Here is a 23,706-nt window from a genome sequence, read left to right as displayed (position 1 = left end):
GCGTTCCCGAAGGTTTCCCGAAGCCCTGCGGCGCACAGTCGTGCCGTCACCCGGCCACCTGACCGAGCCACCTCACCGAGCCACCACCACCCGCCACCCCGGCCCCTTGGAGCAGCCCGCATGAGCACCGCACCCGACACGGCCGCCGCCTCCCCGGCGGCACCGGAGCCCCGGAGCGGGGACAGGGCGCAGCAGAAGCTCCCGCTGCTCGCCCTGCTCGCCCTCGCCACCGCCGTCTTCATCACGAGCCTCACCGAGACCCTCCCCGCGGGTCTGCTCCCCGCGATGAGCGCGGACCTCCGGGTGAGCGAGTCCGCGACCGGTCAGACGGTGACGGTCTACGCGATCGGCACCGCCCTCACCGCGATCCCGCTGACGGCGGCCACCGCCGCATGGCGGCGCAAGCGGCTGCTGCTCGCCGCGATGGGCGGCTTCGCCCTCGCCAACACCGTCACCGCTCTGTCGTCCGTCTACGAACTGACGATGGCGGCACGGTTCGTCGCCGGGGTCGCGGCCGGTCTGGCCTGGGCGCTGCTCGCCGGGTACGCGCGGCGGATGGCCCCCGCGCACCTCCAGGGCAAGGCCATCGCCGTCGCCATGGCGGGGATCCCGGTGGCCCTCTCGCTCGGTGTGCCCGCCGGTACGTTCCTCGGCGACGCGCTCGGCTGGCGGGTGGCGTTCCTCTCCATGACCGGGCTCACCGTGCTGCTCCTGCTGTGGATCTCCGCGGCCGTGCCGGACTTCCCCGGGCAGGGCCGCGGCGAACGGCCGAAGATGCTGCGGACCCTGCGCATCCCGGGGGTGAGCCCGGTCCTGTTCGTCACGCTGGTCTTCGTCCTCGCCCACACCATCCTGTACGCGTACATCGCCACGTATCTGGAGGACCTCGGCCTCGGCGGCTCCACCGGGCTGATCCTGCTGGTCTTCGGAGCCGCCTCACTGGCGAGCATCTGGATCACCGGGGTCCTGATCCACGACCGGCTGCGCGGCCTGACCATCGCGGGCGCCCTGCTGGTCGCCGTCGCCGCGGCCCTCCTGGCCGTGCTCTCCGACACCACCGCGCTCGTCTACGCCGCCGCCGTGCTGTGGGGCCTGGGCTGGGGCGGGATGCCCACCCTGCTCCAGACCGCCGCGGGCGACGCGGGCGGGGAGTCCGCCGACGCGGCCCAGGCGATGCTGGTCACGCTCTGGAACGTCGCGATGGCGGCCGGCGGCATCGTCGGCGGGATCCTCCTCGACGCCACCGGCAGCGACTCCTTCCCCTGGGCCGTCCTGCTGCTCCTGCTGCCGGTGATCGCGGTCGTGCTGTACGCCCGTGGCGCGGGCTTCCCCACCCGGCGGAACGTCACCGCGACAGCTACGACCGCCGGCAAGGAGGGGCAGGCATGAGACAGATACACCTCGCCGCCCAGCTGCCCGGGATCCACAACGTGACCGTCTGGTCGGACCCCCGGTCCGGGAGCCAGATCGCGATCGACTCCTTCGTCCGGCTCGCGCGGACCGTCGAGCGCGGGAAGTTCGACTTCTTCTTCCTCGCCGAAGGACTGCGGCTGCGCGAGCACAAGGGGCAGGTCTACGACCTGGACATCGCGGGACGCCCGGAGAACCTGACCGTGCTGAGCGCCCTGGCCGCCGTCACCACCCGCCTCGGGCTCGCCGCCACGGTCAACGCGACCTACAACGAGCCGTACGAGGTGGCGCGCCGGTTCGCGACGCTCGACCACCTCAGCGGCGGGCGGGCCGCCTGGAACGTGGTCACCAGCAACGACGCCTTCACCGGCGAGAACTTCCGCCGGGGCGGCTTCCTGCCCGAGGCCGACCGCTACTCCCGCGCGGCCGAGTTCCTCTCCGTGGCCCGCCTGCTGTGGGACAGCTGGGAGGAGGACGACCTGCGCGCCGACGCCGCCTCGGGGGTGTTCGCGCGGGCCGGGGCGGGCCGCTTCGCCCACCGCGGGCGGCACTTCGACGTCGCGGGCCGGTTCACCACCCCGCCGGGCCCGCAGGGGCGCCCCGTGATCATCCAGTCCGGCGAGTCCGACGCGGGCCGCGAGTTCGCCGCCGCGGAGGCAGAGGTCGTCTTCAGCAAGCACAACCGGCTCGACGCGGCCCGCGACTTCTACCGGGACGTGAAACGGCGTCTCGCGACGTACGGGCGGAGCCCCGACGAGCTGCTGATCCTCCCCACCGCCAACGCGGTCGTCGCCGACACCGACGCGGAAGCGGCGGCGTACGCGGACGAGATCGCCCGCGACCTGGTGAGCCCGCAGACCGCCATCGCCCACCTGGAGGCCGTCTGGGGCCGTGACCTGTCCGCCTACGACCCGGACGGACCGCTGCCCGGCATCGAGCCGCAGGACGACGCCCACTTCCTGAAGGGGCACTCCGTCTTCCGCCGGGACCGGGCCGCGACCGCCCGGCGGTGGCGCGAACTCGCCGGGGAACGCGGTCTGTCGATACGGGAGCTGGTCATCGAGGTCGGCGGCCGTCCGACGTTCGTGGGCAGCCCGCGCACGGTCGCCGACGCCATCGACCACTTCGTGCAGACGGAGGGCGCCGACGGTTTCGTCCTCGTCCCCCATCTGACCCCCGGCGGCCTGGACGACGTGGTGGACCGGGTGGTGCCGCTGCTCCAGGAGAAGGGCTCGTTCCGCGCGGACTACACGGGAACGACCCTGCGGGACCACCTCGGCCCGCACTCCGGTACGCCCCGGCGGGCCCCGGACGAGGAGAAGGAGAGCCCCGCATGACCGACCACACCCCGCTGCGTCTCGCCGTCGCACTCGACGGCGCGGGCTGGCACCCGGCCGCGTGGCGGGCCGCCGGCGCCCGGCCCTCGGAGCTGCTCTCGGCCGCGTACTGGGCCGGGCTGGTCGCCGAGGCCGAGCACGGCCTGCTCGACTACGTCACCTTCGAGGACGCGCTCGGCCTTCAGTCCGCCGCCTTCCACCGGCCCGACGACCGCACCGACCGGGTCCGGGGCAGTGTGGACGCGGTGCTGCTCGCGGCCCACCTCGCGCCGCTCACCACCCGCATCGGGCTGGTCCCGACCACGAACGTCACGCACACCGAGCCGTTCCACGTCGGCATCGGCATCGCCACGCTCGACCACGCGAGCGCGGGACGTGCGGGCTGGCGGCCGCAGATCTCCTCCCGCGCGGCCGACGCACGGCACTTCGGCCGGCGCCACACCCCGCAGCTCACCGAGGACGACGTGACCGACCCGGAGTCGATCGCCGCCCGGCTGAGCCCGCTGTTCTCGGAGGGTGCGGAAGCGGTGGAGGCGGTGCGGCGGCTGTGGGACAGCTGGGAGGACGACGCGGAGATCCGGGACGCGGCCACGGGCCGCTTCCTCGACCGCGACAAGGTGCACCCCATCGACTTCCGGGGCACGCACTTCTCCGTCAAGGGCCCCTCGATCACACCGCGCTCACCGCAGGGCGCGCCCCCGGTGGTGAGCCTCGCGCACGCCTCCGTGCCGTACGAGTTCGCGGCGCTCTCCTCGGACGTCGTGCACCTCACGCCGCAGGACCGGGCGGGTGTCCCGGCGGTGCTCGCCGAGGTCGGCACGGCGGTGGAGCGCACCGGCCGGGACGTACGGGAGCGGCCGCTCCTGCGCTTCGCGGACCTGCTGGTCCTCCTGGACGAGGAACCGGGAGCGGCCGGCCGCCGCAGGGCGCGTCTGGACGAGTCGGCCGGCGCACCCCTCGCCTCCGACGCCCCGGTCTTCACCGGCACGCCCGGCGAACTGGCCGACCTGCTGCTCGACTGGCGTGACGCCGGGCTCGACGGATTCCGGCTCCGCCCCGGCGTCCTGCCGCACGACCTCACGGCGATCACCCGGGGCCTGGTGCCGGAGCTCCAGCGGCGCGGCGCCTTCCGGACGGCGTACGGCGCGACGACGCTCCGCGGCCACCTGGGCCTGGCCCGCCCCGAGAGCCGCTACGCGGGTCGCTGGAACCGGGCCGGCGCGGCCGGGCCCGGACCCGTACCCGGGGTCAGCGGGCCTCGATGAACGGACCGTGCGCGTCCGGGCTCAGCGGATCCCGGTCAACGGCCGTACGCATCCGGGATCAACGGATCCCGGTCAGCGGATCTCGGTCAGCGGGCCGTACGCGTCCGGGCGGCGGGTGGTCAGGAACGGGAACAGCTCCAACCAGTCGCGGCGGGCGTCGAGATCGAGGTCGGCGACCAGCACGGCGGGCTCGTCACGGGGGGCCTGGGCCAGGACGCGGCCGTACGGGTCCACGATGAAGGAGCTGCCGTAGAAGGTGAGCCCGTTCTCGGCGCCGACGCGGTTCGGCACGATCATGAAGGTGGCGTTGGCGATGGCGTTCCCGGTGATCACCTTCTGCCACAGCGGCTGGGAGTCGAAGCCGGGGAAGCCCGGCTCGGAGCCGATGGCGGTCGGGTAGACGAGGACGTCGGCCCCGGCGAGCGAGTAGGCGCGCGCCAGCTCCGGGAACCACTGGTCCCAGCAGGTCGGCAGGCCGAAGCGGGCCTCGTCGACCGTGACCAGCGGGAAGGCGTCGTCACCCGCCGGGCCGGGGCGGAACCAGTGGTCCTCGTAGTACCCCTCGGTGACCGGGATGTGGGTCTTGCGGGTGCGCTGCGCGAGGGTGCCGTCGGGGGCGACGAGGATCGCGGTGTTGTAGCCGAGGCCGTCGTCCTCGCCACCGGGCGCCGGGGCCTTCTCGTACAGCGAGGCGTGCACGTACACACCGTGCTCACGGGCGGCCTCGGCCGCGAACGTGAAGGTGGGGCCGGTCAGCAGCTCCTCCGGCCCGGTGGGCCCCGGGTGGTCGGCCCGGCGCACGACGGCGAAGTACGGCGACAGCGTCAGCTCCTGGAGGCAGACCACGCGGGCGCCCTCGGCCGCGGCGAGCCGGATGCCGTCGAGCAGGGCGGCCCGGTGCTCGGCGGGGTCGCGGTGCCAGCGCTGCTGGACCGCCGCCACCCGCAGGGGGGCGCGTTCGGCGGGGCGGGTCCGGGTCGGGGACGCGGGCGGGTTGTACGCGGTGATCAGACGCATGGCGGTTCCTGGGGAGGGGGCCGGCGGGGCGGGCACGGGCGGAGCGGCTGCGGGGACTCGGGCACACGAGGTGCGCCACGCGTGCCGGAACGTTCCGGCACGGACCGAACCTAACCCTGCCGGAACGTTCCGGCAACCCTTCGACCCGCCCTCCGGCGAACGTCTAGGGTCTTTCGTTCGGATCAGGTCGGACCAGGGAGCGGGGTCCGGTGCGTGCGGCTGCAAGGCGGAGGAGGGAGTCACTGCGGAGCATGGGCGACTGACGACAACGCCGCAGGTGCGCGTGCCGGGCCCCGCGAGCCTGTCATGATCCAGACGAGAGACCCTAGACTTCACCCCCGTGACCTCCCGGACCGTGACCCTGCTCGATGTCGCCCGCGCCGCCGGGGTCTCCAAGAGCACCGCGTCCGACGCGCTCCAGGGCTCGGGACGGGTCGCGGAAGCCACCCGGGACCGGGTCCGCGCGGTGGCCGAGGGGCTTGGCTACCGCCCCAACAGCGCCGCCCGGCGGCTGCGCCGCGCCAGCACCGGAGCCGTCGGGCTGCACCTGCCGGCGACCGCGACCCGGCTGGACTACTACATGAACCTCGCCTTCGGGGCGGTCGAGCGCGCCCAGGAGGACGGGCTCGACGTGGTGCTGCTCGCGTCCTCGGGGGCGCCGGGCGGACGGATCGCCTCGCGCGTGGACGGCCTGCTGGTGATCGACCCCGAGGCGGGCGACAGCGCGGTGCCGGCGCTGCTCGACGCGGGCGTGCCGGTGGTGACCGGCGAGCGCTACCTCGGCCCGGCCGCCGGCCCCAGCGCGGCGGTGGTCTGCGACAACGCCGCCTCCCTGACCGCCCTCCTCGACCACGTCACCGAGCGCGGCGCCCGCCGCCCCGCGCTCCTGGCGCCCGCGGGCTCCTCCGCCTGGGCGACCGCGCTGCGCTCGACGGCCCGGGCCTGGGGGCTGGCCCACGGGGTGGAGGTGGCGCTGCGCACCGTGCCGTTCGCGGCGACCCCGGGGGAGGCCGAGGCGACCGCCCGGGAGCTCCTCGCCGCCCACCCCGCCGTGGACGCCGTGATCAGCGCCCCCGACGGCTCCGCCCCGGGCGTCCTGCGCGCCGCGGCGGCCCTCGGCCGGACGGTCGGCGCACGCGGCGGAAGCGAGGACAGCACCCGGGGTGATCCGCTCGGCGACGCCCCGCTCCGCGGCGGCCTGCTCGTCGCGTCCTGCGTCGACGGCGCCGCCACCCGGGGCGCGCAGCCGCCCGTCACCGCCGTCGACCTGCGCCCTGCCGCGTACGGCCGCGCCTGCGCCGAGCTGCTCTGCGACATCCTCGCGGACCGCACGGCCCCCGACACCGTCCGGCTGCACGCCTGGACCCTGGAGACCCGCGCCTCGACAGGGTCGCCGAGCTGACCAACCCCCGCCGAACGGCGGCCGTTTGCCGTCCTCCGCGTCTCCGCAATGTGAACGTTGTGAGTCGACTCGCAACTGGCGTGGCGGCCTTGACATTTCACGGTGCGGCCGATGATAAGATCATCTTACTTCCAGTGGGCTGATGGCGTGTGGGGGCATTCCGGGAGGGATGAAATCCTCGGCCCCACCTTCGGAGGGGCACCTCCCGAAGCGGCGCACGGTCCTGGCGAACGAGCCGTGACTGCGTGCCGCCTGACGGGGTGTCAAGCCGTTTCCGCCATGGCACTTGAAGTGAGTCTCATGACATTTCCACAGGGCCCCGTCTTCTGGGCGCTGGTTGTCGTAGCACTGGTCGCCGTGGGTGCCGTTCTGCGGGCTCGCGCGACCAACGTCAAGCTCCGCAGACACCATGCCGAGCTGCGCCAGGAGCGCGACGCGCTCCTGCACCAACGGGACGAACTCCACGTCGTCCACAACGGCCTGCTCCAGCGTCAGTCCACCGAGCTGGCAGAGGTCCGCAAGGACGCCGAGGAGGAGACCAAGGCCGTCCTCAAGGCCGCCGTCCGCACCCTCCAGGGCCTCGCGGACGAACAGCAGGTCGTGATCGAGAAGGCCCAGCGCAAGTACGGCGACGACCCCGGGATCCTCGCCGACCTGATGGCGATGGACCACGCCAACAGCCAGTTCGGCCGGCGCGCCCAGGGCATCGCCGTGCTCTGCGGCGGCTGGCTCGGCCGGCGCGAGACCGTGGCCTCCGTCTTCGACGTGGCCCGCAGCGCCCAGGGCCGTATCCGGCACTTCGACCGGGTCCGGGTCAACGGCCAGGTGAACTTCTCCGTCGTGAGCCGGGCTGTCGAGCCGGTCGCCGTGGTCCTCGCCGAGCTGCTCGCCAACGCCACGAACTACTCCGCACCCGGCACCCCGGTCGAGATCAACATCCAGGCCGTGCCGACGGGTGTCTGCCTCATCGTCGACGACGCCGGCCTCGGCATGGGCCAGGAGGAGAAGGACCGCGCGGCGGCCCTCCTCTCCCCCCAGGCCGCGATCAGCGTCTCCAGCCTGGGCATCCCGCCGCAGTTCGGGTTCGCCGTCTCCGGGATGCTCGCCGCCCGCTACGGCTTCCGGGTCTCGGTGGACTCCGTTTCCCCCTATGGAGGCGTACGCGCGGTGGTCCTCATCCCCGACGAACTGCTCACCACCGAGGCGCCGCCGGCCGCGGCGCCCGCCGAAGCATCCGAAGCGGCCGTTCCCCCACCGCCGCAGATGCAGCAGGTGCGGCAGCCGGACCAGTGGCAGGCCCCGGCTCCGGCGCCCACCCCGCTCTTCCCGCCGGCCCCGCAGCAGCCCGACACCGCCACCCAGCCGCTGGCCCAGATCACCACCACCGCCGGGGGACTGCCGAAGCGTCGTCGTAAGAGCCCGGTGTCCGCCGTGCCCTCGGCGGAACCGGAGCCCGTGCGCAGCAACGAGGAGACCGCCTCCCGACTCGGCGCGTTCCAGCGCGGCACCCGGTCCGGACGCGACACGACGACGACGGAAGGACCCGAGTTCCAGTGAACCCCGATCTGTCCTGGGTACTCAACGACCTGCTCCAGGTACCCGGCGCCCGGCACGCGATCCTGGTGTCCGCCGACGGCCTGCTGCTCGCCAACTCCAGCGAGATCGGCCGGGACGACGCGGAGACCGTCGCCGCGGCGATGAGCTCCATGCAGTCCCTCAGCCGCGCCGTCGCCCCCTTCATCGGAACCCGTGAACCGGGCCGCTGGCGGCAGACGCTCCTGGAGTACGAGGACGGCTGGATCTTCCTGATCGCCGCCGGCACCGGCGCCTACCTGGCCGCCACCGCCGCCGCCGACGTGGACATGGAGGCGATGTCCTTCCGGATGCAGCAGCAGGTCACCGCACTGGGGAAGGCGATGACCACGCCGCCCCGCCAGAACGCGAGCAGCGAGATATGACGGCGCCGGGCGAGGAGCAGCAGGTCAGCAGCGGGTTCGTCCGGTCCTACGTCATCACCGGCGGGCGGGGGCTGCCCGACGCGGAGGATCTCTCCCTCGTCACCCTGGTCACCCTCGCCCCCGACCGCCAGGCTCCGCCGAACCCGAGCCCCGAGGTCAAGGCGATCTGGGAGCTGTGCTCCGGCGGCTATCTGTCGGTGGCCGAGGTCGCCGGCCACCTCGGCCTGCCGGTCGGGGTGGCCCGTCTCCTGCTCCAGGATTTACACCAGCAGGGACACCTGCTGCGCCGGAAGGCGCCGCCGCCTGCCCAGCTCGTTGACAGGAAGATCCTCGAAGAGGTGTTGCATGGACTCCAAGTCCGGTTCGGCTGAGAGCATCTATGTGCCGGACGCGGTGCAGCGCGCGGCGAAGATCCTCGTCGTCGGGCACTTCGCCGTGGGCAAGACGACGCTGATCGGCACACTGTCCGAGATCACGCCGCTGCGCACCGAGGAGCGGATGACCCAGGCCGCGGCCCAGGTCGACGATCTGCGCGGGGCACCCGACAAGACGACGACGACGGTCGCCCTGGACTTCGGGCGCCTGACGCTCAGCGACGAACTGGTGCTGTACCTGTTCGGCACGCCGGGCCAGCAGCGGTTCGTGGAGCTGTGGGAGGACATGGCGCGCGGCTCGCTGGGCGCGCTGCTCCTGGTCGACCCGGCGCGGCTCGCCGACACCTTCCCCGTCATCGACCTGGTCGAGACGTACGGGCTGGAGTACGCGGTCGCCGTCAACAGCTTCGACCCGTACTCGCAGCACGCCGAGAACGAACTGCGCGAGGCGCTCGACCTGCTGCCGGACACCCCGGTCGTCTTCTGCGACGCCCGGGACCAGAACTCCTCCGCACAGGCCCTGATCACCCTGGTCCGTCACCTGCTGGCGCACGCCGCCTGACGCACCCCCAGACGTATCCCGAGCCGGGGCCGACCGGGCCCCGCGATCACACCGAGGAAGCCGACCATGGACCCGCAGCCGGGAGCCACCCCGTACAGCGCGCCCGCCGGGTGCCCCATGCACCAGCAGCGGACGTCGCTGTACGGACCGGAGTTCGCCGCCGATCCGCACCGCTTCTACGACGCGGCCCGGGCGCACGGCCCCGCCGCGCCCATCGAGCTGGCCCCCGGGGTGGACGCCACGCTGATCGTGCAGCACGAGGCGGCGCTGCGGGTGCTCCAGAACCCGGCGTTGTTCGCCCGCGACTCGCGGCGCTGGGCCGCGCTGCGCGAGGGCGCCGTCCCCATGGACAGCCCCGTCCTGCCGATGATGGTGTACCGGCCCAACTGCCTGTTCACCGACGGCGCGGAGCACCTGCGGCTGCGCAAGGCGGTCACCGAGTCGCTGTCCCGGCTGAACAGCTCCAGGCTGAGCCGGGACGTCGAGCGGATCGCCGACTATCTGATCGACCAGTTCATCGAGCGCGGCACCGCCGATCTGCTCAACGAGTACGCCAAGCTCCTGCCGCTGCTGCTGTTCAACCAGATCTTCGGCTGCCCCGGCGACATCGGCGACCGGCTGACCCGCTCGATGTCCGCCATCTTCGACGGCGAGGACGTGCTCCGTGCCAACGCCGAGCTGAACGACTGCCTGATGGAGCTGGTCGCGATCAAGCGCCGCCAGCCCGGCGAGGACATCACCTCCTGGCTGGTCCAGCACCCGGCGGGGCTGCGGGACGAGGAGCTGAAGGACCAGCTGGTGATCCTGATGGGCGCGGGCGTGGAGCCGGAGCGCAATCTGATCGCCAACGCGCTGCTGCTGATGCTCGCGGGCGACGAGCCGGGCGCGCCCGAGCGGCGCGGTTCGGGGCTGCTCGTCGAGGACGCGCTGGACGACGTCCTGTGGAACAACCCGCCGATCGCGAACTACGCGACGCACTTCCCGGTGCGGGACATCGAGCTGGACGGGATCGTGCTGAAGGCGGAGACGCCCGTACTGATCAGCTTCGCCGCCGCGAACAGCGACCCGGGGCTCACCGACGCCCGCCACACCCTGAGCAAGGGCGCCCACCTGGCCTGGGGCGCGGGCCCGCACGTGTGCCCGGCCAAGTCGCCCGCGACGCTGATCGCGCTGACCGCGATCGAGAAGATCCTCAACACCGTTCCGGACCTCGCACTGGCCGTGCCCGCCTCGGGTGTGGCCTGGCGGCCGGGCCCGTTCCACCGGGCCCTGGTCGCGCTGCCCGTACGGTTCACCCCGACGGCCGCACGGCATGCGGGGACCGTGGCGCAGCCCCCGGCCCCGACCTCGGCCCAGCTGCCCGACCCGTTCCGGAACACCCCCTCCGCTCCTTCGGCGGCGCCCCGTCACGCCCAGGATCAGGCCAAGAAGCAGAAGGGCTGGTGGAGCTCGTTCCTCGACGTGTTCCGCGTATGACCCACGGGACGCCCGACGGACGGCGCGCGGTCATCGGTCCGCTCCGCGGACTCGGCTCCCCGGAAGGACGGGCCGCGCCGTACGCGACACTCGCGGAGCCGCGGGCGACGGGTGACGTCGTCCGCGCTCCGTGGAGCGGGTAGGCCGTCACCGGCTTCGGCTCCGAGGACCGCTCTGCGACGGTACGCGCCGGACGTCCCTCGGCGGGCGGCAACGGAACGGGCGGGTCACACTCGTAGGACCCGAGGGTGAGGAGCCCGGCGTGGACGTACCGGTGTGGCTCTGGATCGTGTTCGTCGTGACCGTCGTCGTCTCGCTGACGGTCGACCTCCTGGCACACCGCAAGGCGCATGTCATCGGCTTCAAGGAGGCCGGGCTGTGGAGCGCGTTGTGGGTGAGCCTCGCGCTGGTCTTCGGCGCGGTCGTCTTCCTGACGCTCGGAAGCACCGCCGGAACGGAGTACACGACCGCCTGGCTGCTGGAGAAGAGCCTCTCGGTCGACAACCTCTTCGTCTTCGCGCTGATCTTCGCGTATTTCAAGGTGCCCCGGGAATATCAGCACCGGGTGCTTTTCTTCGGCGTCATCGGCGCACTGGTCTTCCGCGCGGTGTTCCTGACGCTCGGTGTCGCGGTGGTCAACCGCTTCACCTTCGTCCTGTTCCTCTTCGCCGCGATCCTTTTCTACAGCAGCTACAAGATCCTCAGCGGCCAGGAGGAGAATTTCGACCCGGGCAAGAGCTTCGCGGTACGGCTGCTGCGCAAGGTGATGCCGGTCCAGGACCACTATTCCGGTACGCACTTCGTCGTCCGGGAGGAAGGCCGGCGGGTCGCCACTCCGCTGCTCGCGGTGGTCGCCGCGATCGAGGCGGCCGACCTGATCTTCGCGGTCGACAGCGTGCCCGCGGTGCTCGCGGTCAGCGACGACCTGTTCATCGTCTACACCAGCAACGCCTTCGCGATCCTGGGGCTGCGGGCCCTGTACTTCCTGCTGGCGGGGCTGCTGGACCGGTTCCACTACCTGAGCCACGGGCTGGCGGTCATCCTCGCCTTCATCGCGGTCAAGCTCGTCCTCCAGGCCTGCCACAAGATGATCAGCACCTCGATCCCGGAGATTCCGTCGCCGGTGAGCCTCGCGGTGATCATCGTCATCCTGGCGGTGTCGGTGACGTTGAGCATGCGCCGCCCGGCGAAGAACACGGACGCCTCCGGCAGCGATACGGACAAGTAGGGTCACGGAAAGCAACGCCATTCCCCGGTAACGCAAAGGGAAAGACTTTCCAAAATCTCCCGCCCCGCCTATCGTGAATAAATGGCCAGCAAAGAGCGTGACACCCGACAGCGGGCCGCTTTCATGTGCCCGACCTGCAAACAGCCCGTCCCTTCCGAGATACACCGCCACAAGTCCCTCGGGATCTTCGTCCCCGTCTGGCGCGCGGGCCCCTGCCAGAATCGGGAATGCGCGGAATACGCCCTGGAGGAGCGGCCCGCCCGGCACCGGACCGGCTCCTCCTGACCGGGAGCCCCGGCCCGCTCAGCCCGCGGCCAGACGGGCGGTGAGACGCAGCTTCGCCGCAGGCCACTCGTCGGCCAGCAGCGAGAAGTAGACGCTGTCCCGCCAGCTCCCGTCCGGCCGCCGCCGGTGCCTCCGGAGCACTCCCTCGCGCCGCGCCCCGAGCCGGGCGATGGCCGCCTGCGAGCGCTCGTTGCGGTGGTCGGTCTTCAACTGGACGCGGCCCATGCCCAGCTCCTCGAAGGCGTGCGTCAGCAGCAGGAGCTTCGTCTCGGTGTTCACCGCCGAGCGCCAGTGGGCCCGGCCGTACCAGGTCCAGCCGATCTCCAGGCGTTCGTCGTGCACCACGACGTCCATGTACGTGGTCCAGCCGACGGCCCGCCCGCTCGGACGGTGGACGACGGCGAACGGCACGTACCCCGCGTCGCCCAGCACCTCCTCCATGCGCTCGCGCAGCTCCTCGCGGGTCCGCGGCGCCGGGCCGCCCTGCCAGCGCCACACCTCCTCGTCCCCGCCGCCCGCCGCGAAGAGGTCGTCGAGGTGGCCGAGGGCCAGCGGGACCAGGTGGACGTGCTGCCCGGTCAGCGTCACGGGCTGTGGAGCAAGTGCGGACATGAACCCGATCCTAACCCCTGGCCGCCTTCGTACTAGCGCACACCTCGTACGCACTAGTGCATAACAGCTCCGGATCGCCCGACGCGCGGACCGGCCCCCCTCTGACTAGCGTTGCCGGTGCGGGCGGGGGCCCGTACGGGCGGGGCCGAGGACAGGGACTCCAGGGAAGGACCGGCACCATGGCTGTACAACCCGAGGGCACCCCGTGCTGGGCGGACGCCATGTTCGCCGACGTCGAGGGCGCCAAGAGCTTCTACGGTGACGTGCTCGGCTGGACGTTCGGCGAGAGCGCGTCGGAGTTCGGCAACTACACCCAGGCGTACGCGGGCGGAAAGGCCGCTGCCGCCGTCGTCCCGCCGATGCCGGGCGCGGAGGGCCAGTCGGCGTGGTGCCTGTATCTCGCGTCGCCGGACGCGGCGGCCACCGCGGCGAAGGTCCGCGCGAGCGGCGGCGAGGTGCTGATGGAGCCGATGCGGGTCGGCGACTTCGGCACGATGGCACTGGTCCGCGACCCCGGTGGAGCCGTCTTCGGCATCTGGCAGGCCGGCAGCCACGAGGGGTTCGAGACGGAGATGGGCGCGCCCGGCGGGTACTGCTGGGGCGAGGTCTTCACCCGGGACCCGGAGAAGGTGGACACGTTCTACCCGTCGGTCTTCCCCTACACCGTGCGGAAGTTCGACGACGAGTCGATGCACTTCTCCATGTTCGACGTCCGGGGGGAGACGGTCCTCGGCCGGATGGCGATGGACGACGACTTCCCGCCGGAGGTCCCCTCGTATCTGAACGTGTACTTCGCCGTGCCGGACTGCGACGCCACCGTGGCGAAGGCGACCGAGCGCGGCGGGGTGCTGCGGTTCGGGCCGGTGGACAGCCCGTTCGGCCGGTTCGCGACGCTCAGCGACCCGCAGGGCGCCTGGTTCACCGTGATCGACGTGACCACCACCAAGGGCGAGATGCCGGCGACGAGCCAGGTGACCTGACCCGGGGCCACCCCACCTCCCGGGCCGCGACCTGAGAACCGGCGCGGCCCGCACGCACGCCCCGCACCCCCACCCGTACGTTCCTCCGATACCTCTCGCATCTGCGGTGGATCATCGTCCAGAGAATGGTAAATGCAAGCCCAAATGGCCTAGCGTGTTGCACATGCAGTCCTACACAATCGGTCAGGCAGCACGACTTCTCGGGGTCAGCCCCGACACCGCACGCCGCTGGGCGGACGCCGGCCGGGTCGCGACCCATCGCGACGAGGCCGGCCGCCGTCTGATCGACGGCCGCGCGCTGGCCGCCTTCTCGATCGAGGTCGGCCAGGGCACGGACGGCGAGGACGAGGCCGCGTACACCTCGGCCCGCAACGCGTTCCCGGGCATCGTCACCGCGGTGAAACTCGGCGACGTCGCGGCCCAGGTCGAGATCCAGGCCGGTCCGCACCGGCTCGTCTCGCTCCTGACCCGGGAGGCGGTGGAGGAACTGGGGCTGGAGGTCGGCATGCGGGCGACCGCCCGGGTGAAGTCGACCAGCGTGCACATCGACCGCGTCTGAGACCGGCCGACGACGAAATCCAAGGAGCCCAGACCCTCATGTCCCTGCTGATCAGCCACCGCCGTGTGATCAACCCCCGCCGCGCGGCCGCCGCCGTCCTGACCACCGCCCTCCTGATCCCGCTCGCCGCCTGCGGCGACGACTCCGGCCCGGCCAAGGACAAGGGCGAGGGCAGCGGCCCGGCAGCCGCGACGGGCGCCCCGAAGGCCGACCTGACCGTGCTGGCCGCCTCCTCCCTGACGGACGTCTTCAAGGCGGCGGGCGCCGCGTACGAGAAGGAGAACCCGGGCACGAAGGTGACGTTCTCCTTCGCCGGCTCCCAGGAACTGGCCGCCCAGGTCAAGCAGGGCGCCCCCGCCGACGCCCTGGTCACCGCCGACACGAAGACGATGGACGGCCTCTCCGGCGACACCGGAAAGCCGACCGTCATCGCCAAGAACCGGCTGGTCATCGCCGTCGGCGAGGGCAACCCCGAGAAGGTCGGGAGCCTGAAGGACCTCGCCGACCCGAAGCTGAAGGTCGTCCTGGCCGCCCCCGAGGTACCGGTGGGCCGCTACAGCGCGCAGATCCTCGACGCGCAGAGGATCGAGGTGAAGCCGGTCTCCCAGGAGCCCAACGTCCGCGCGGTCCTGTCCAAGGTCTCGCTCGGCGAGGCCGACGCCGGGCTCGTCTACAAGACCGACGCCGCGACCGCCACCGACAAGGTCGACGCGATCGACATCCCGGACCAGCAGAACGCCATCGCCTCCTACCCGGCCGCCACGCTGAAGACGTCGAAGCACAGCGAGGCCGCCGAGGCGTTCGTCGCCTGGCTCTCCACGCCCGCCGCGCAGAAGATCCTCCAGGGCGCCGGCTTCCAGCAGCCGTAGCCGCACCCCGCCGGCACGGGCCACCGCACCTCGCCCCGGCAGACCCGTACCGCCCGGCAGACCGTCCCGTCCGACGGGCCTGCCCGGCACCGCACCGCACTCCGAGCCCGACGAGGTCGAACCGATGAGACGTCCCGGCCGCCGCACCGCGGGGGCCCGCGCACCCCTGCTGCTGACGGTGCCCGCGCTGCTGGCCGTGGCGTTCCTGATGCTGCCGCTCGCCGGGATCCTGGTCCGCACCTCCTGGGGCGAGCTGGGCGCCCACCTCACCGCCGAGGGCACCACCGAGGCGCTGCGGCTCTCCCTGCTGGTCTCCCTGTGGGCGCTCGGGCTCTCCCTGCTGCTCGGGGTGCCGCTGGCCTGGCTGCTGGCCCGGGTGCCGTTCCCCGGCAAGGCGTCTCTGCGCTCGCTGGTGCTGCTGCCGATGGTCCTGCCGCCCACGGTCGGCGGCGTCGCCCTCCTGCTGGCGTTCGGGCGGCGCGGGCTGCTCGGCCCCTGGCTGGAGGACACCTTCGGCGTCACGCTCCCCTTCCACACCTCGGGGGCCGTGCTGGCGGCGACGTTCGTCGCGATGCCGTTCCTGGTCATCTCGCTGGAGGGCGCGCTCGGCGGGCTGCGGCCCCGGTACGAGGAGACCGCGGCCTCGCTGGGGGCCTCGCCGGTCCGGGTGTTCCTCACCGTGACGCTGCCGATGGTCGCCCCGGGGCTGATCGCCGGAGCCGCCCTGACCTGGGCGCGGGCGCTCGGCGAGTTCGGCGCGACCATCACCTTCGCCGGGAACCTCCCCGGCACCACGCAGACCCTGCCGCTCCAGGTCTATCTGCTGCTCCAGGACTCACCGGAGGCCGCCACCTCGGTCTCCCTGCTGCTCCTGGCCATCGCGATGATCGTCCTGATCGCGCTCCGGGGCCGCTGGACCGGCACCCCGGGCGACCACCGGGACCCCGCGAGCCGTGCGGCGGCGGCCCGCCCGGAGGAACCGGCGGCCACGGTCCCGGACCCGCTCCCGGCCCCCGCCGCCGACCCGCTGACGAAGGCCGTGTCCGAGCCCTGGCCGCTGCACGCCGACGTCACCGGCTTCACGCAGCTCACGCTGGACGCCCCGGGCTCCACGACCATCGCGGTGGTCGGCCCCAACGGCGCGGGCAAGACGACGCTCCTGCGGGCCCTCCTCGGCCTCACCCCCCGCGCGCACGCCGCCCTCCGCCTCGGCGACGACGACGTCACCGCCCTCCCCCCGCACCGCCGGGGCGTCGCCTGGGTGCCCCAGGACGGCGCGCTCTTCCCGCACCTGAGCGCCCTGGCCAACACGGCGTACGGGCTCCGCGCCCACGGCGTGCCCCGCGCCGCGGCCCGGCGCGAGGCCCAGGACTGGCTGGACCGCCTCGGGGTGGGCCACCTGGCGCACCGGAAGCCCGCCCAGCTCTCCGGCGGCCAGGCCCAGCGGGTCGCCCTGGCCCGCGCGCTCGCCGCCCGCCCCCGCCTCCTGCTGCTGGACGAACCGCTCGCCGCCCTCGACCAGACCACCCGGGCCCGGGTGCGGCACACCCTGCGCGGGCACCTCGCGGACTTCGGCGGGGTCTGCCTGATCGTCACCCACGACCCGGTCGAGGCGGTCTCGCTGGCCGACCGGGTCCTGGTGCTGGAGGACGGCCGGGTCCTCCAGGACGAGCCGCCCGCCGAGGTCACCCGCCACCCGCGTTCGCCGTGGGTGGCCCGGATGCTGGGCCGCAACGCCTGGCCCGGCACCGCCACCGCCGACGGCCTGGCCCTGGAGGGCGGCGGACACCTCGTGGTCGCCGAGCCCCTCCCGGCGGGCACGGACGCCCTCGCGGTCATCGCGCCGGAAGCCGTCTCCGTACACCGGGAGAGGCCCACCGGCTCCCCCCGCAACGTCTGGCCCGGCACCGTCCGTGAGATCACCTCGGGCGGCAGCCGGCTGCGGCTGCTGATCACCTCGGCCGAGGCCCCGGACCTGGTCGCGGAGATCACCCCGGGAGCCGCCGCCGACCTGGGCATCGCCGACGGCAGCACCGTCTGGACCAGCGTGAAGGCCACCGAGGCGACGGCCGTCCCGCTGTAGGGGCGCCAGGCCCGTACGGGAACCAGAACCGCGCCCCGCACGTACTCCAGTACGACATCACAGAGAGACGGGAACCCATGGCACTGTTCGGCAACGCCCACACGATCGACCCGGCCACCGCACAGCAGGACTACGCGCGACTCCTCGGGCCGGACGAGCAGATCCACGCCGCGTTCCTGCTGATCCGCGACACCATGCTGTTCACGGACCGGCGGCTGATCCTCGTCGACAAGCAGGGCATCACCGGCAAGAAGGTGGAGTACCGCTCCGTCCCGTACCGCAGCATCACGCAGTTCGCCGTGGAGACGGCCGGGACGTTCGACCTCGAAGCGGAGCTGAACATCTGGATCGCCGGCAACACGATCCCGATCCAGAAGACGTTCACCAAGGGCGTCGACATCTACGAGGTACAGGCCATACTGGCGCAGTTCGTCGCCCGGTAGCACCGCCGCGGAAGGCTCCGGGAGGCTCAGACGTACGGGCGCAGCCGGGCCGCCGCCGAGTGCCCGGGGGCGGCGGCGCGCAGCTTCGCGGCGCGCTCCCGCAGCTCGGACAGCAGCCCGTAGAGCGCGTCGCCCGGGCAGCGGGTCTCGAAGCTGTCGCGGTGCCCGGAGATGACGTGCAGCCGGGCCACCTGGCCCTCGTCGAAGCGGCTCTCGTCGTTCGTCGAGACCAGGTCGACCCTGCCCAGCGGATCCGCCCCGGGCCGCAGTTTCCAGGCCGCCAGCTTCACCAGCGCGTCCATCATCGGCTTCGGGACCTCCGCCCCCGCGCCGAAGTTCCCGATCGCCGCGATGCCGACGGTGTCGGTGTTGAACCCCTTGGTGTGCGCGCCGAGCACCGAGCGGCCGACGCCGCCGGCGCGGCCCTCGTAGATGGTGCCGCAGCGGTCGACGAGGAAGTTGTAGCCGATGTCGTCCCAGCCGTCCTGCCGGACGTGGTCGCTCTGGACGGCCCGGATCAGGTCGGGGGCGTCCGCGCAGTCGTAGTCGTTGGGATTGCCGGTGTGGTGGACGAACACCGCCCGCGCCGGGGCCGTGTAGTGCGGCCCTTCCCGGACCAGGCCCTCGTCCGCGCCCCAGTCCCGGCGGCTGACGACGGCCGGCTGCGGGAGTCCGCGCGGCGGGCGGGGCCCGGAGGCCAGCTCAGCCCCCGGCGCGTGGAACGCCGGACCGTCCCCGAACACCAGGAGGGCCAGGGGCAGGAGCAGAGCGCCCAGGACGAGTCGGCGGGACCACATGCACTCCACCCTGCGGTCTGACCTCCGGCTTCGCAGAGGAGCGGGCCATTCGGGTGACAGGTCACCGGCGGAGCCGTTTCGTCCGGAATGCGGGTATCGCCGGTTCTCCCTACGATGAGATCCGGATCATCGCCCGCTCCCGGCGGGGATGCCCGGCGGAGCGAGGAACCATGGCCCACGACCGTGTGCGGGAAGAACCGGCGGTCGGCCTCCGGCCGGACGCGATCGGGTTCGTCGACGCGCTGGTCATCGGCCTGAACGCGACCTCTCCGGCGTACTCGCTGGCCGCCGTCATCGGCCCGATCGTCGCCCTGGTGGGGATCTACGCCCCGGGCGTCATGTTCGCCTCGTTCGTACCGATGCTGCTGATCGCCTCGGCGTTCTACTACCTGAACAAGGTCGACCAGGACTGCGGCACGACGTTCTCCTGGGTGACCCGGGCGATGGGCCCCTGGGCGGGCTGGCTGGGCGGCTGGGCGATCACCATGACCGGTGTCCTGGTGGTGGGCTCGCTGGCCGACGTGGCGGTGAGCTTCACCCTGCTGGCGGTGGGCCTGGACGGCTGGGTGGAGAACGACTTCGTACGCCAGCTCCTCACGGTCCTCCTGATCATCGTGATGACCGGGCTCTGCGTCATCGGCACCGAGCTGTCGGCGAAGGTGCAGAACGTGCTGATCCTCCTCCAGATCGCGTTCCTGCTGGTCTTCGTCGTGGTGGCGCTCTACCGGGTGTACGCGGGCACGACGGGCTTCGACTCGATCGAACCCTCCCTCGGCTGGCTGAACCCGTTCGGCGCGGGCGGGGCGGCGCTGACCGGCGGGCTGCTGCTCGGGGTGTTCATCTACTGGGGCTGGGAGTCCGCGGTCAACCTCACCGAGGAGACCGAGAACTCGGCGAGCGCCCCGGGCCGGGCGGGCCTCTGGTCGACCGTCGTCCTCCTGGTCACCTATCTGTCGGTCGCCATCGCGGTCGTCGCCTTCGCCGGCACGGCGTTCCTGGCGGAGAACGCGGGCGAGGAGGAGTTCGTCTTCGCCCAGCTCGCCGGGGACGTGCTCGGCGGCTGGGACTGGATCCTGCTGCTGGCGGTGGCCACCTCCGCGATCGCCTCGACCCAGACCACGATCATCCCCGCGTCCCGGACCGCCCTGTCCATGGCCCGCCGCCAGGCGCTGCCGCGGCACTTCGGGCACATCAGCCCCCGGTTCCGCACCCCGGACGTCAGTACGTGGTGGGTCGCCGGGATCGCCATCGCCTGGTACGTGGTGGTCAACCAGATCTCCACCAACGCGCTCTTCGACTCGCTCACCGCGCTGTCGCTGCTGATCGCCTTCTACTACGCGCTCACCGGGGTGGCCTGCGCCGTCTACTACCGGCGCCACCTCACCGAGAGCGTGCGCAACTTCCTGCTCATCGGCCTCGGCCCGGTGGCCGGCGCCGGGCTGCTGACCTGGCTGCTGGTGCGCTCGGTCGTCGACATGTCCGACCCGGCCAACTCCTACAGCGGCACCTCCTGGTTCGGCCTCGGCCCGCCGCTCGTCATCGGCATCGTGATCTCCCTGGTCGGCGTGGTCCTGATGGTGGTGTGGCGGCTGCGGGACGCGGTGTTCTGGCAGGAGCGGCCGGGGGTCGCGGACCCGGACCTGGTGCACGCCCCCGCCCGGAAGGGGCGTTGAGATGTCGGTCGTCCTCGGTTGCGACGAGTCCCCCGGCGCGGCCCGCGCCCTGCGCATCGCCATCGAGGTGGCGGCGGCGTACGGGGAGGAGCTGGTGCTCGTCTACGGGGCCGCGGCCCCCGGGCTGCGCGACGGGGCGGAGTACCGCAGCCACTACGAGGCGATCCGGCAGGCCGGCCGCACCGGCCTGGAGCACGCGCTCGCCGCGGCCCGGGAAGCGGGCGTACCCGCGAGCGTGGAGGTGCTGGACGAGAGCCCCGCCCAGGCCCTCCTGGAAGCCGCCGAACGGCACGCGGCCCGGGTCATCGTGGTCGGCACCTGGGGCGAGAGCCCGATGCGGGGGCCCTGCTGGGCTCGACCCCGCACAAGCTGCTGCACATGTCGACGGTCCCGGTCCTGTGCGTACCGACGGAGGACAGCCCTTAGAGCCGCAAGGAGGCGCGGGACCTCACCACGCCTCACCGGTCTCCGCCGTCCGGCCCGGGACGGCCTTGCCCCCGCCGCCCTCGTCCCGGCGCAGCAGCCGGAACGCCAGCAGGGGGAACACCAGCACCGACACCATCGCGGCGGCGACCAGCGCGGCGGCCTCGCCCGCCCCGATCACCTTCTCGTCCAGGCCGATCGCGGTGATCGCGACCACCAGCGGCAGACAGGTGGACGCGAACAGCCCGAGCGCGGACCGCGAGGCGCGTCCCGTCAGGTCGCGCGGGGCCAGCAGATACGCCGGGACCCCGCGCACCAGCAGGAACAGCAGCAGGAAGACCGGCAGGAGCAGCAGCGGGCGCCCGCCGTCCAGGAGCGCCGCGAGGTCGAAGTCGATGCCCGTGACGATGTAGAAGAACGGCACGAGGAAACCGAAGCCGATCGCCTCGATCCGCTCCAGGATCTCCCCGCTGCGCTCGGGCACCGCCCCCTGGAGGACGAGCCGGGTCAGCATCCCCGCGGCGAACGCGCCGAGCAGGGTGTCCAGGCCGAAGACGTGGGCGAGGCCCAGCATCCCGGCGAGCAGCAGCATCACGAAGCGGACCGCGAACTGGCCGCTGGAGTGCAGGGTCACGGCGATGAGCCGGGCGAACCACGGCGGCCGGGGGCGCATCGCCCAGAACACCGCGCCCACCGTGACGACCGCGAACACGGCCAGCACCGCGCTCGCCGCACCCGGGCTCCGGCCGCTGAACAACAGGGCCATGGCGATGATCGGGCCGAACTCCCCGACCGACCCGAACGCCATCACCACCGACCCGAACCGCCCCTCCAGCCGCCCCGAGTCCCGCAGGATCGGCAGCACCGCGCCCAGCGCCGTACTGGTGAGCGCGGTGCCGATGACCAGGCTCTTCGCCAGGTCCGCCCCGCTGAGCAGCAGGGCGACGCCGAGCCCGGCGGCGAACGAGAGCACCCAGGCCCCGCCGGCCCGGCGCAGCGTGTCACCGCGTACCTCGGCGAACCGGATCTCGTAACCCGCCAGGAAGATCAGCATCGAGAGCCCGAGGTCGGACAGGGTGTCGATGACCTGGTCGTGGTGGGCCCAGCCGAGCACATCGGGCCCGGCCAGGATCCCGAGGACGATCTCGAAGATGACGACGGGGACCGGCAGCCACCGCCCGGTCGCGTAACCGAGCAGCGGGGCGAGAACCGCCAGGGCCATGATCAGGACGAGGGTCCCGGGGTGCTCCATCGCTCGTGTATAGCAAGGAACACCCCGGAATCATCCGTTATGACACCCTGTCGGACGCAGCCCGGTCCGGGCAGTGGGCATCCCGGGCGGGCCGCTCCCCGGTCACCAGGAAGTCGCTGACCACCCGGTCGCCACAGGCGTTGCCGTTGCCCAGGTACATCCCGTGCCCGCCCTGTCCGACGGTGACCATCCTGGCCCGGTCGCCGAGCGCCGCCCGCATCTTCAGGGCCCCGGCCAGCGGGGTGGCCGGGTCGCGCAGGCTCTGGATCATCAGGACGTTCGAGGGGCCCTCGTCGGTGATCCGGGCGGGCCGCGGCTCCTCGTCGTACTTCCAGAAGGCGCACGGGGTGATATTCACCGGCATCCCGCCCGTCAGCGGATGGCGCGCCCGGTCGGCGGCGACCCGGCCGGCGTACCCGGAGGCCGGCCCCGGCCAGCGCACGTCGTTGCAGACCACCGCCATCGTCAGCGCCGCGTCCTCGTCCGGCAGCGCGCCCGCGAGCTCCCGGGGCAGCGCCGGACGGGCCTCCGGGTCCTGCGCCGACCGGATCAGCCGGGCCAGCGGGGCGAACGCGGAGTCGCTGTACAGGGCGAGCTGGAGCGCCTGCCGCAGCCGGATCCCGGTCAGCGGGACACCGGGCACGTCCGACTCCCTCGGCGCACGGTCCAGCTCCCGGGCCAGCGCGAGGAACAGCGGCTCCACGCCCTCGGCGTGCCGGGCCAGCCGGAGCCCCTCGGCGTCCCGGGCGGGGTCCGCCGCCCACGCCGCGAAGTCCGGGAAGCGGTCCGCGGCGCCCGGCGCCATGTTGGACAGCCAGCCGTACGCCACCCGCGCCGGGTCCGGGTCGCCGGTGCTGTCCAGGACCAGCCGGTCGACGCGGCGCGGGTGCTCCTGCGCGTACACGGCCCCGACGTAACTCCCGTACGAGGAGCCCCAGACGGACAGCTTCCGCTCGCCCAGGGCGGCACGGAGGCGGTCGATGTCGCGGACCTCGTTCCGGGTGGTGAAGGACCGCAGCTCCGGGCCGCCGGCGCGGGCGCACGCGTGCGCGGTGCGGCGGGCGCGTTCGACGTTCTCCGTGATCGAGCCGTCCGCCGCGGGCCAGGAGCGCAGTGTCACCAGGTGCCGGTCCGCCGCCGGGATCCCGCAGCCCGCCCGGGTGGACCGGCCGACCCCGCGCGGATCCAGGCTGACCAGGTCGTACGCCCCCTCGGTCGCCGCCCGTAGCGCCTCGCCCTTCTGCGCGAGGCGCTGGATCCCCGAGGAGCCGGGGCCGCCGGGGATCACCACCAGCGTCCCGCGCCGGGCCTCGGGCCGGTCGGTGCGCAGCCGGGTGACCGCCACGTCGACGGTGCGCCCGCCGGGGACGCGGTAGTCCAGCGGAACGCGGAGCGTCCCGCACTGCTGCCCGTCGGGGGCGGGCGTCCCCGCGATCGGGGCGCAGGGCCCCCAGCCGATCGGCGGGGTGGCCGGGCCCGCCGGGCGGCCGTGCGCCACGGGTGTGCCGACGGCGGTCAGCGTCCCGGCCGCGGCGGCGGAGACGGTGAGGAGTAAGGCCTTCCGGGTCCAATTCGTCATGGACGAAGCCTTGTCGAAGCGGGGAGCGATGCCCATCCGGGAGCCCGGTGGACCGGGGTGGGGACATCCGCAGGACCACCCCCGGGACCACCCTCCTGCCCACCCCCCTGACAGCCCCCGCC

The 23,706-nt window shown here is 73.0% G+C and carries 21 protein-coding genes and 1 pseudogene; 17 read left to right on the top strand and 5 right to left on the bottom strand.

Annotation, left to right across the window (positions count from 1 at the left end; translation table 11 throughout):
- Positions 1-120: 120 nt before the first annotated feature.
- Genes OG245_RS19680 through OG245_RS19670 form a run of 3 tightly spaced genes read left to right on the top strand, consistent with a single transcriptional unit; the run spans position 121 to position 4,012 of the window.
- Complete coding sequence (locus OG245_RS19680; RefSeq protein WP_371624803.1) at positions 121-1,389, top strand: MFS transporter; 1,269 nt, start codon at positions 121-123, stop codon at positions 1,387-1,389.
- Positions 1,386-2,747 carry an NtaA/DmoA family FMN-dependent monooxygenase gene (locus OG245_RS19675; RefSeq protein WP_371624802.1) on the top strand — a complete coding sequence of 454 codons (1,362 nt, stop codon included), beginning with the start codon at positions 1,386-1,388 and terminating at the stop codon, positions 2,745-2,747. Before OG245_RS19680 ends, OG245_RS19675 begins: the two co-directional genes overlap by 4 nt.
- Positions 2,744-4,012, top strand: a complete 1,269-nt coding sequence (locus OG245_RS19670; protein ID WP_371624801.1) for an LLM class flavin-dependent oxidoreductase — start codon at positions 2,744-2,746, stop codon at positions 4,010-4,012. Before OG245_RS19675 ends, OG245_RS19670 begins: the two co-directional genes overlap by 4 nt.
- 72 nt (positions 4,013-4,084) lie before the next feature.
- On the opposite strand, the gene OG245_RS19665 is transcribed toward OG245_RS19670, so the two are convergent.
- Entirely contained in the window at positions 4,085-5,029 is a 945-nt protein-coding gene (locus tag OG245_RS19665) for a carbon-nitrogen hydrolase (RefSeq protein WP_371624800.1), read from the bottom strand.
- Positions 5,030-5,369: 340 nt separating this feature from the next.
- Here OG245_RS19665 and OG245_RS19660 point away from each other — a divergent pair, with 340 nt between their 5' ends.
- The 7 genes from OG245_RS19660 (at position 5,370) to OG245_RS19630 (ending at position 12,029) form a co-directional block, all read left to right on the top strand.
- Positions 5,370-6,431, top strand: a complete 1,062-nt coding sequence (locus OG245_RS19660) for a LacI family DNA-binding transcriptional regulator (RefSeq protein WP_371624799.1) — start codon at positions 5,370-5,372, stop codon at positions 6,429-6,431.
- A gap of 300 nt (positions 6,432-6,731) precedes the next feature.
- The gene (locus tag OG245_RS19655) at positions 6,732-7,988 is read left to right on the top strand and encodes an ATP-binding protein (protein WP_371624798.1); all 1,257 of its coding nucleotides are present in this window, start codon (positions 6,732-6,734) and stop codon (positions 7,986-7,988) included.
- Positions 7,985-8,389, top strand: coding sequence for a roadblock/LC7 domain-containing protein (locus tag OG245_RS19650; RefSeq protein WP_007452160.1), 405 nt, complete (start codon positions 7,985-7,987; stop codon positions 8,387-8,389). Before OG245_RS19655 ends, OG245_RS19650 begins: the two co-directional genes overlap by 4 nt.
- A complete protein-coding gene (locus OG245_RS19645) occupies positions 8,386-8,760 on the top strand; it encodes a DUF742 domain-containing protein (RefSeq protein WP_371624797.1) in 375 nt (124 codons plus the stop codon). The genes OG245_RS19650 and OG245_RS19645 overlap by 4 nt, the downstream gene beginning before the upstream one ends.
- Positions 8,735-9,325, top strand: coding sequence for an ATP/GTP-binding protein (locus tag OG245_RS19640; protein ID WP_371624796.1), 591 nt, complete (start codon positions 8,735-8,737; stop codon positions 9,323-9,325). The genes OG245_RS19645 and OG245_RS19640 overlap by 26 nt, the downstream gene beginning before the upstream one ends.
- A gap of 66 nt (positions 9,326-9,391) precedes the next feature.
- Complete coding sequence (locus OG245_RS19635) at positions 9,392-10,801, top strand: cytochrome P450 (protein WP_371624795.1); 1,410 nt, start codon at positions 9,392-9,394, stop codon at positions 10,799-10,801.
- Positions 10,802-11,063: 262 nt separating this feature from the next.
- A complete protein-coding gene (locus OG245_RS19630) occupies positions 11,064-12,029 on the top strand; it encodes a TerC family protein (protein WP_371624794.1) in 966 nt (321 codons plus the stop codon).
- 303 nt (positions 12,030-12,332) lie between these two features.
- On the opposite strand, the gene OG245_RS19625 is transcribed toward OG245_RS19630, so the two are convergent.
- The gene (locus OG245_RS19625) at positions 12,333-12,926 is read right to left on the bottom strand and encodes a GNAT family N-acetyltransferase (RefSeq protein WP_371624793.1); all 594 of its coding nucleotides are present in this window, start codon (positions 12,924-12,926) and stop codon (positions 12,333-12,335) included.
- A 179-nt stretch (positions 12,927-13,105) separates the two neighbouring features.
- Between OG245_RS19625 and OG245_RS19620 the strand changes: the two genes are divergently transcribed.
- The 5 genes from OG245_RS19620 (at position 13,106) to OG245_RS19600 (ending at position 17,860) form a co-directional block, all read left to right on the top strand.
- Positions 13,106-13,906 carry a VOC family protein gene (locus OG245_RS19620; protein WP_371624792.1) on the top strand — a complete coding sequence of 267 codons (801 nt, stop codon included), beginning with the start codon at positions 13,106-13,108 and terminating at the stop codon, positions 13,904-13,906.
- A 163-nt stretch (positions 13,907-14,069) separates the two neighbouring features.
- Positions 14,070-14,465, top strand: a complete 396-nt coding sequence (locus OG245_RS19615) for a molybdopterin-binding protein (protein WP_371624791.1) — start codon at positions 14,070-14,072, stop codon at positions 14,463-14,465.
- A gap of 38 nt (positions 14,466-14,503) precedes the next feature.
- Complete coding sequence (gene modA / locus OG245_RS19610; RefSeq protein WP_371624790.1) at positions 14,504-15,334, top strand: molybdate ABC transporter substrate-binding protein; 831 nt, start codon at positions 14,504-14,506, stop codon at positions 15,332-15,334.
- Positions 15,335-15,458: 124 nt separating this feature from the next.
- Positions 15,459-17,417 (top strand): ABC transporter permease, encoded by a 1,959-nt coding sequence (locus OG245_RS19605; protein ID WP_371624789.1) that lies wholly within the window; start codon positions 15,459-15,461, stop codon positions 17,415-17,417.
- 77 nt (positions 17,418-17,494) lie between these two features.
- A complete protein-coding gene (locus OG245_RS19600) occupies positions 17,495-17,860 on the top strand; it encodes a PH domain-containing protein (RefSeq protein ID WP_371624788.1) in 366 nt (121 codons plus the stop codon).
- Between the two features lie 26 nt (positions 17,861-17,886).
- Here OG245_RS19600 and OG245_RS19595 read toward each other — a convergent pair whose 3' ends face one another.
- Positions 17,887-18,657: a peptidoglycan recognition protein gene (locus tag OG245_RS19595; RefSeq protein WP_371624787.1), complete on the bottom strand. Its 771-nt coding sequence runs from the start codon at positions 18,655-18,657 to the stop codon at positions 17,887-17,889.
- A 170-nt stretch (positions 18,658-18,827) separates the two neighbouring features.
- Here OG245_RS19595 and OG245_RS19590 point away from each other — a divergent pair, with 170 nt between their 5' ends.
- Positions 18,828-20,330: an APC family permease gene (locus tag OG245_RS19590; protein WP_371624786.1), complete on the top strand. Its 1,503-nt coding sequence runs from the start codon at positions 18,828-18,830 to the stop codon at positions 20,328-20,330.
- Between the two features lies 1 nt (position 20,331).
- Positions 20,332-20,756: pseudogene (locus OG245_RS19585) on the top strand (universal stress protein).
- A 22-nt stretch (positions 20,757-20,778) separates the two neighbouring features.
- Here OG245_RS19585 and OG245_RS19580 read toward each other — a convergent pair.
- Both OG245_RS19580 and OG245_RS19575 read right to left on the bottom strand, forming a co-directional pair.
- The gene (locus OG245_RS19580) at positions 20,779-22,005 is read right to left on the bottom strand and encodes a cation:proton antiporter (RefSeq protein ID WP_371624785.1); all 1,227 of its coding nucleotides are present in this window, start codon (positions 22,003-22,005) and stop codon (positions 20,779-20,781) included.
- A 37-nt stretch (positions 22,006-22,042) separates the two neighbouring features.
- Complete coding sequence (locus OG245_RS19575; RefSeq protein WP_371624784.1) at positions 22,043-23,584, bottom strand: alpha/beta hydrolase; 1,542 nt, start codon at positions 23,582-23,584, stop codon at positions 22,043-22,045.
- Positions 23,585-23,706 lie beyond the last annotated feature (122 nt).

The sequence above is a fragment of the Streptomyces sp. NBC_01116 genome, assembly GCF_041435495.1.
Lineage (GTDB): Bacteria > Actinomycetota > Actinomycetes > Streptomycetales > Streptomycetaceae > Streptomyces.
Note: the sequence above shows the minus strand (reverse complement) of the source record. Positions and strands in the feature narration are given on the sequence as shown.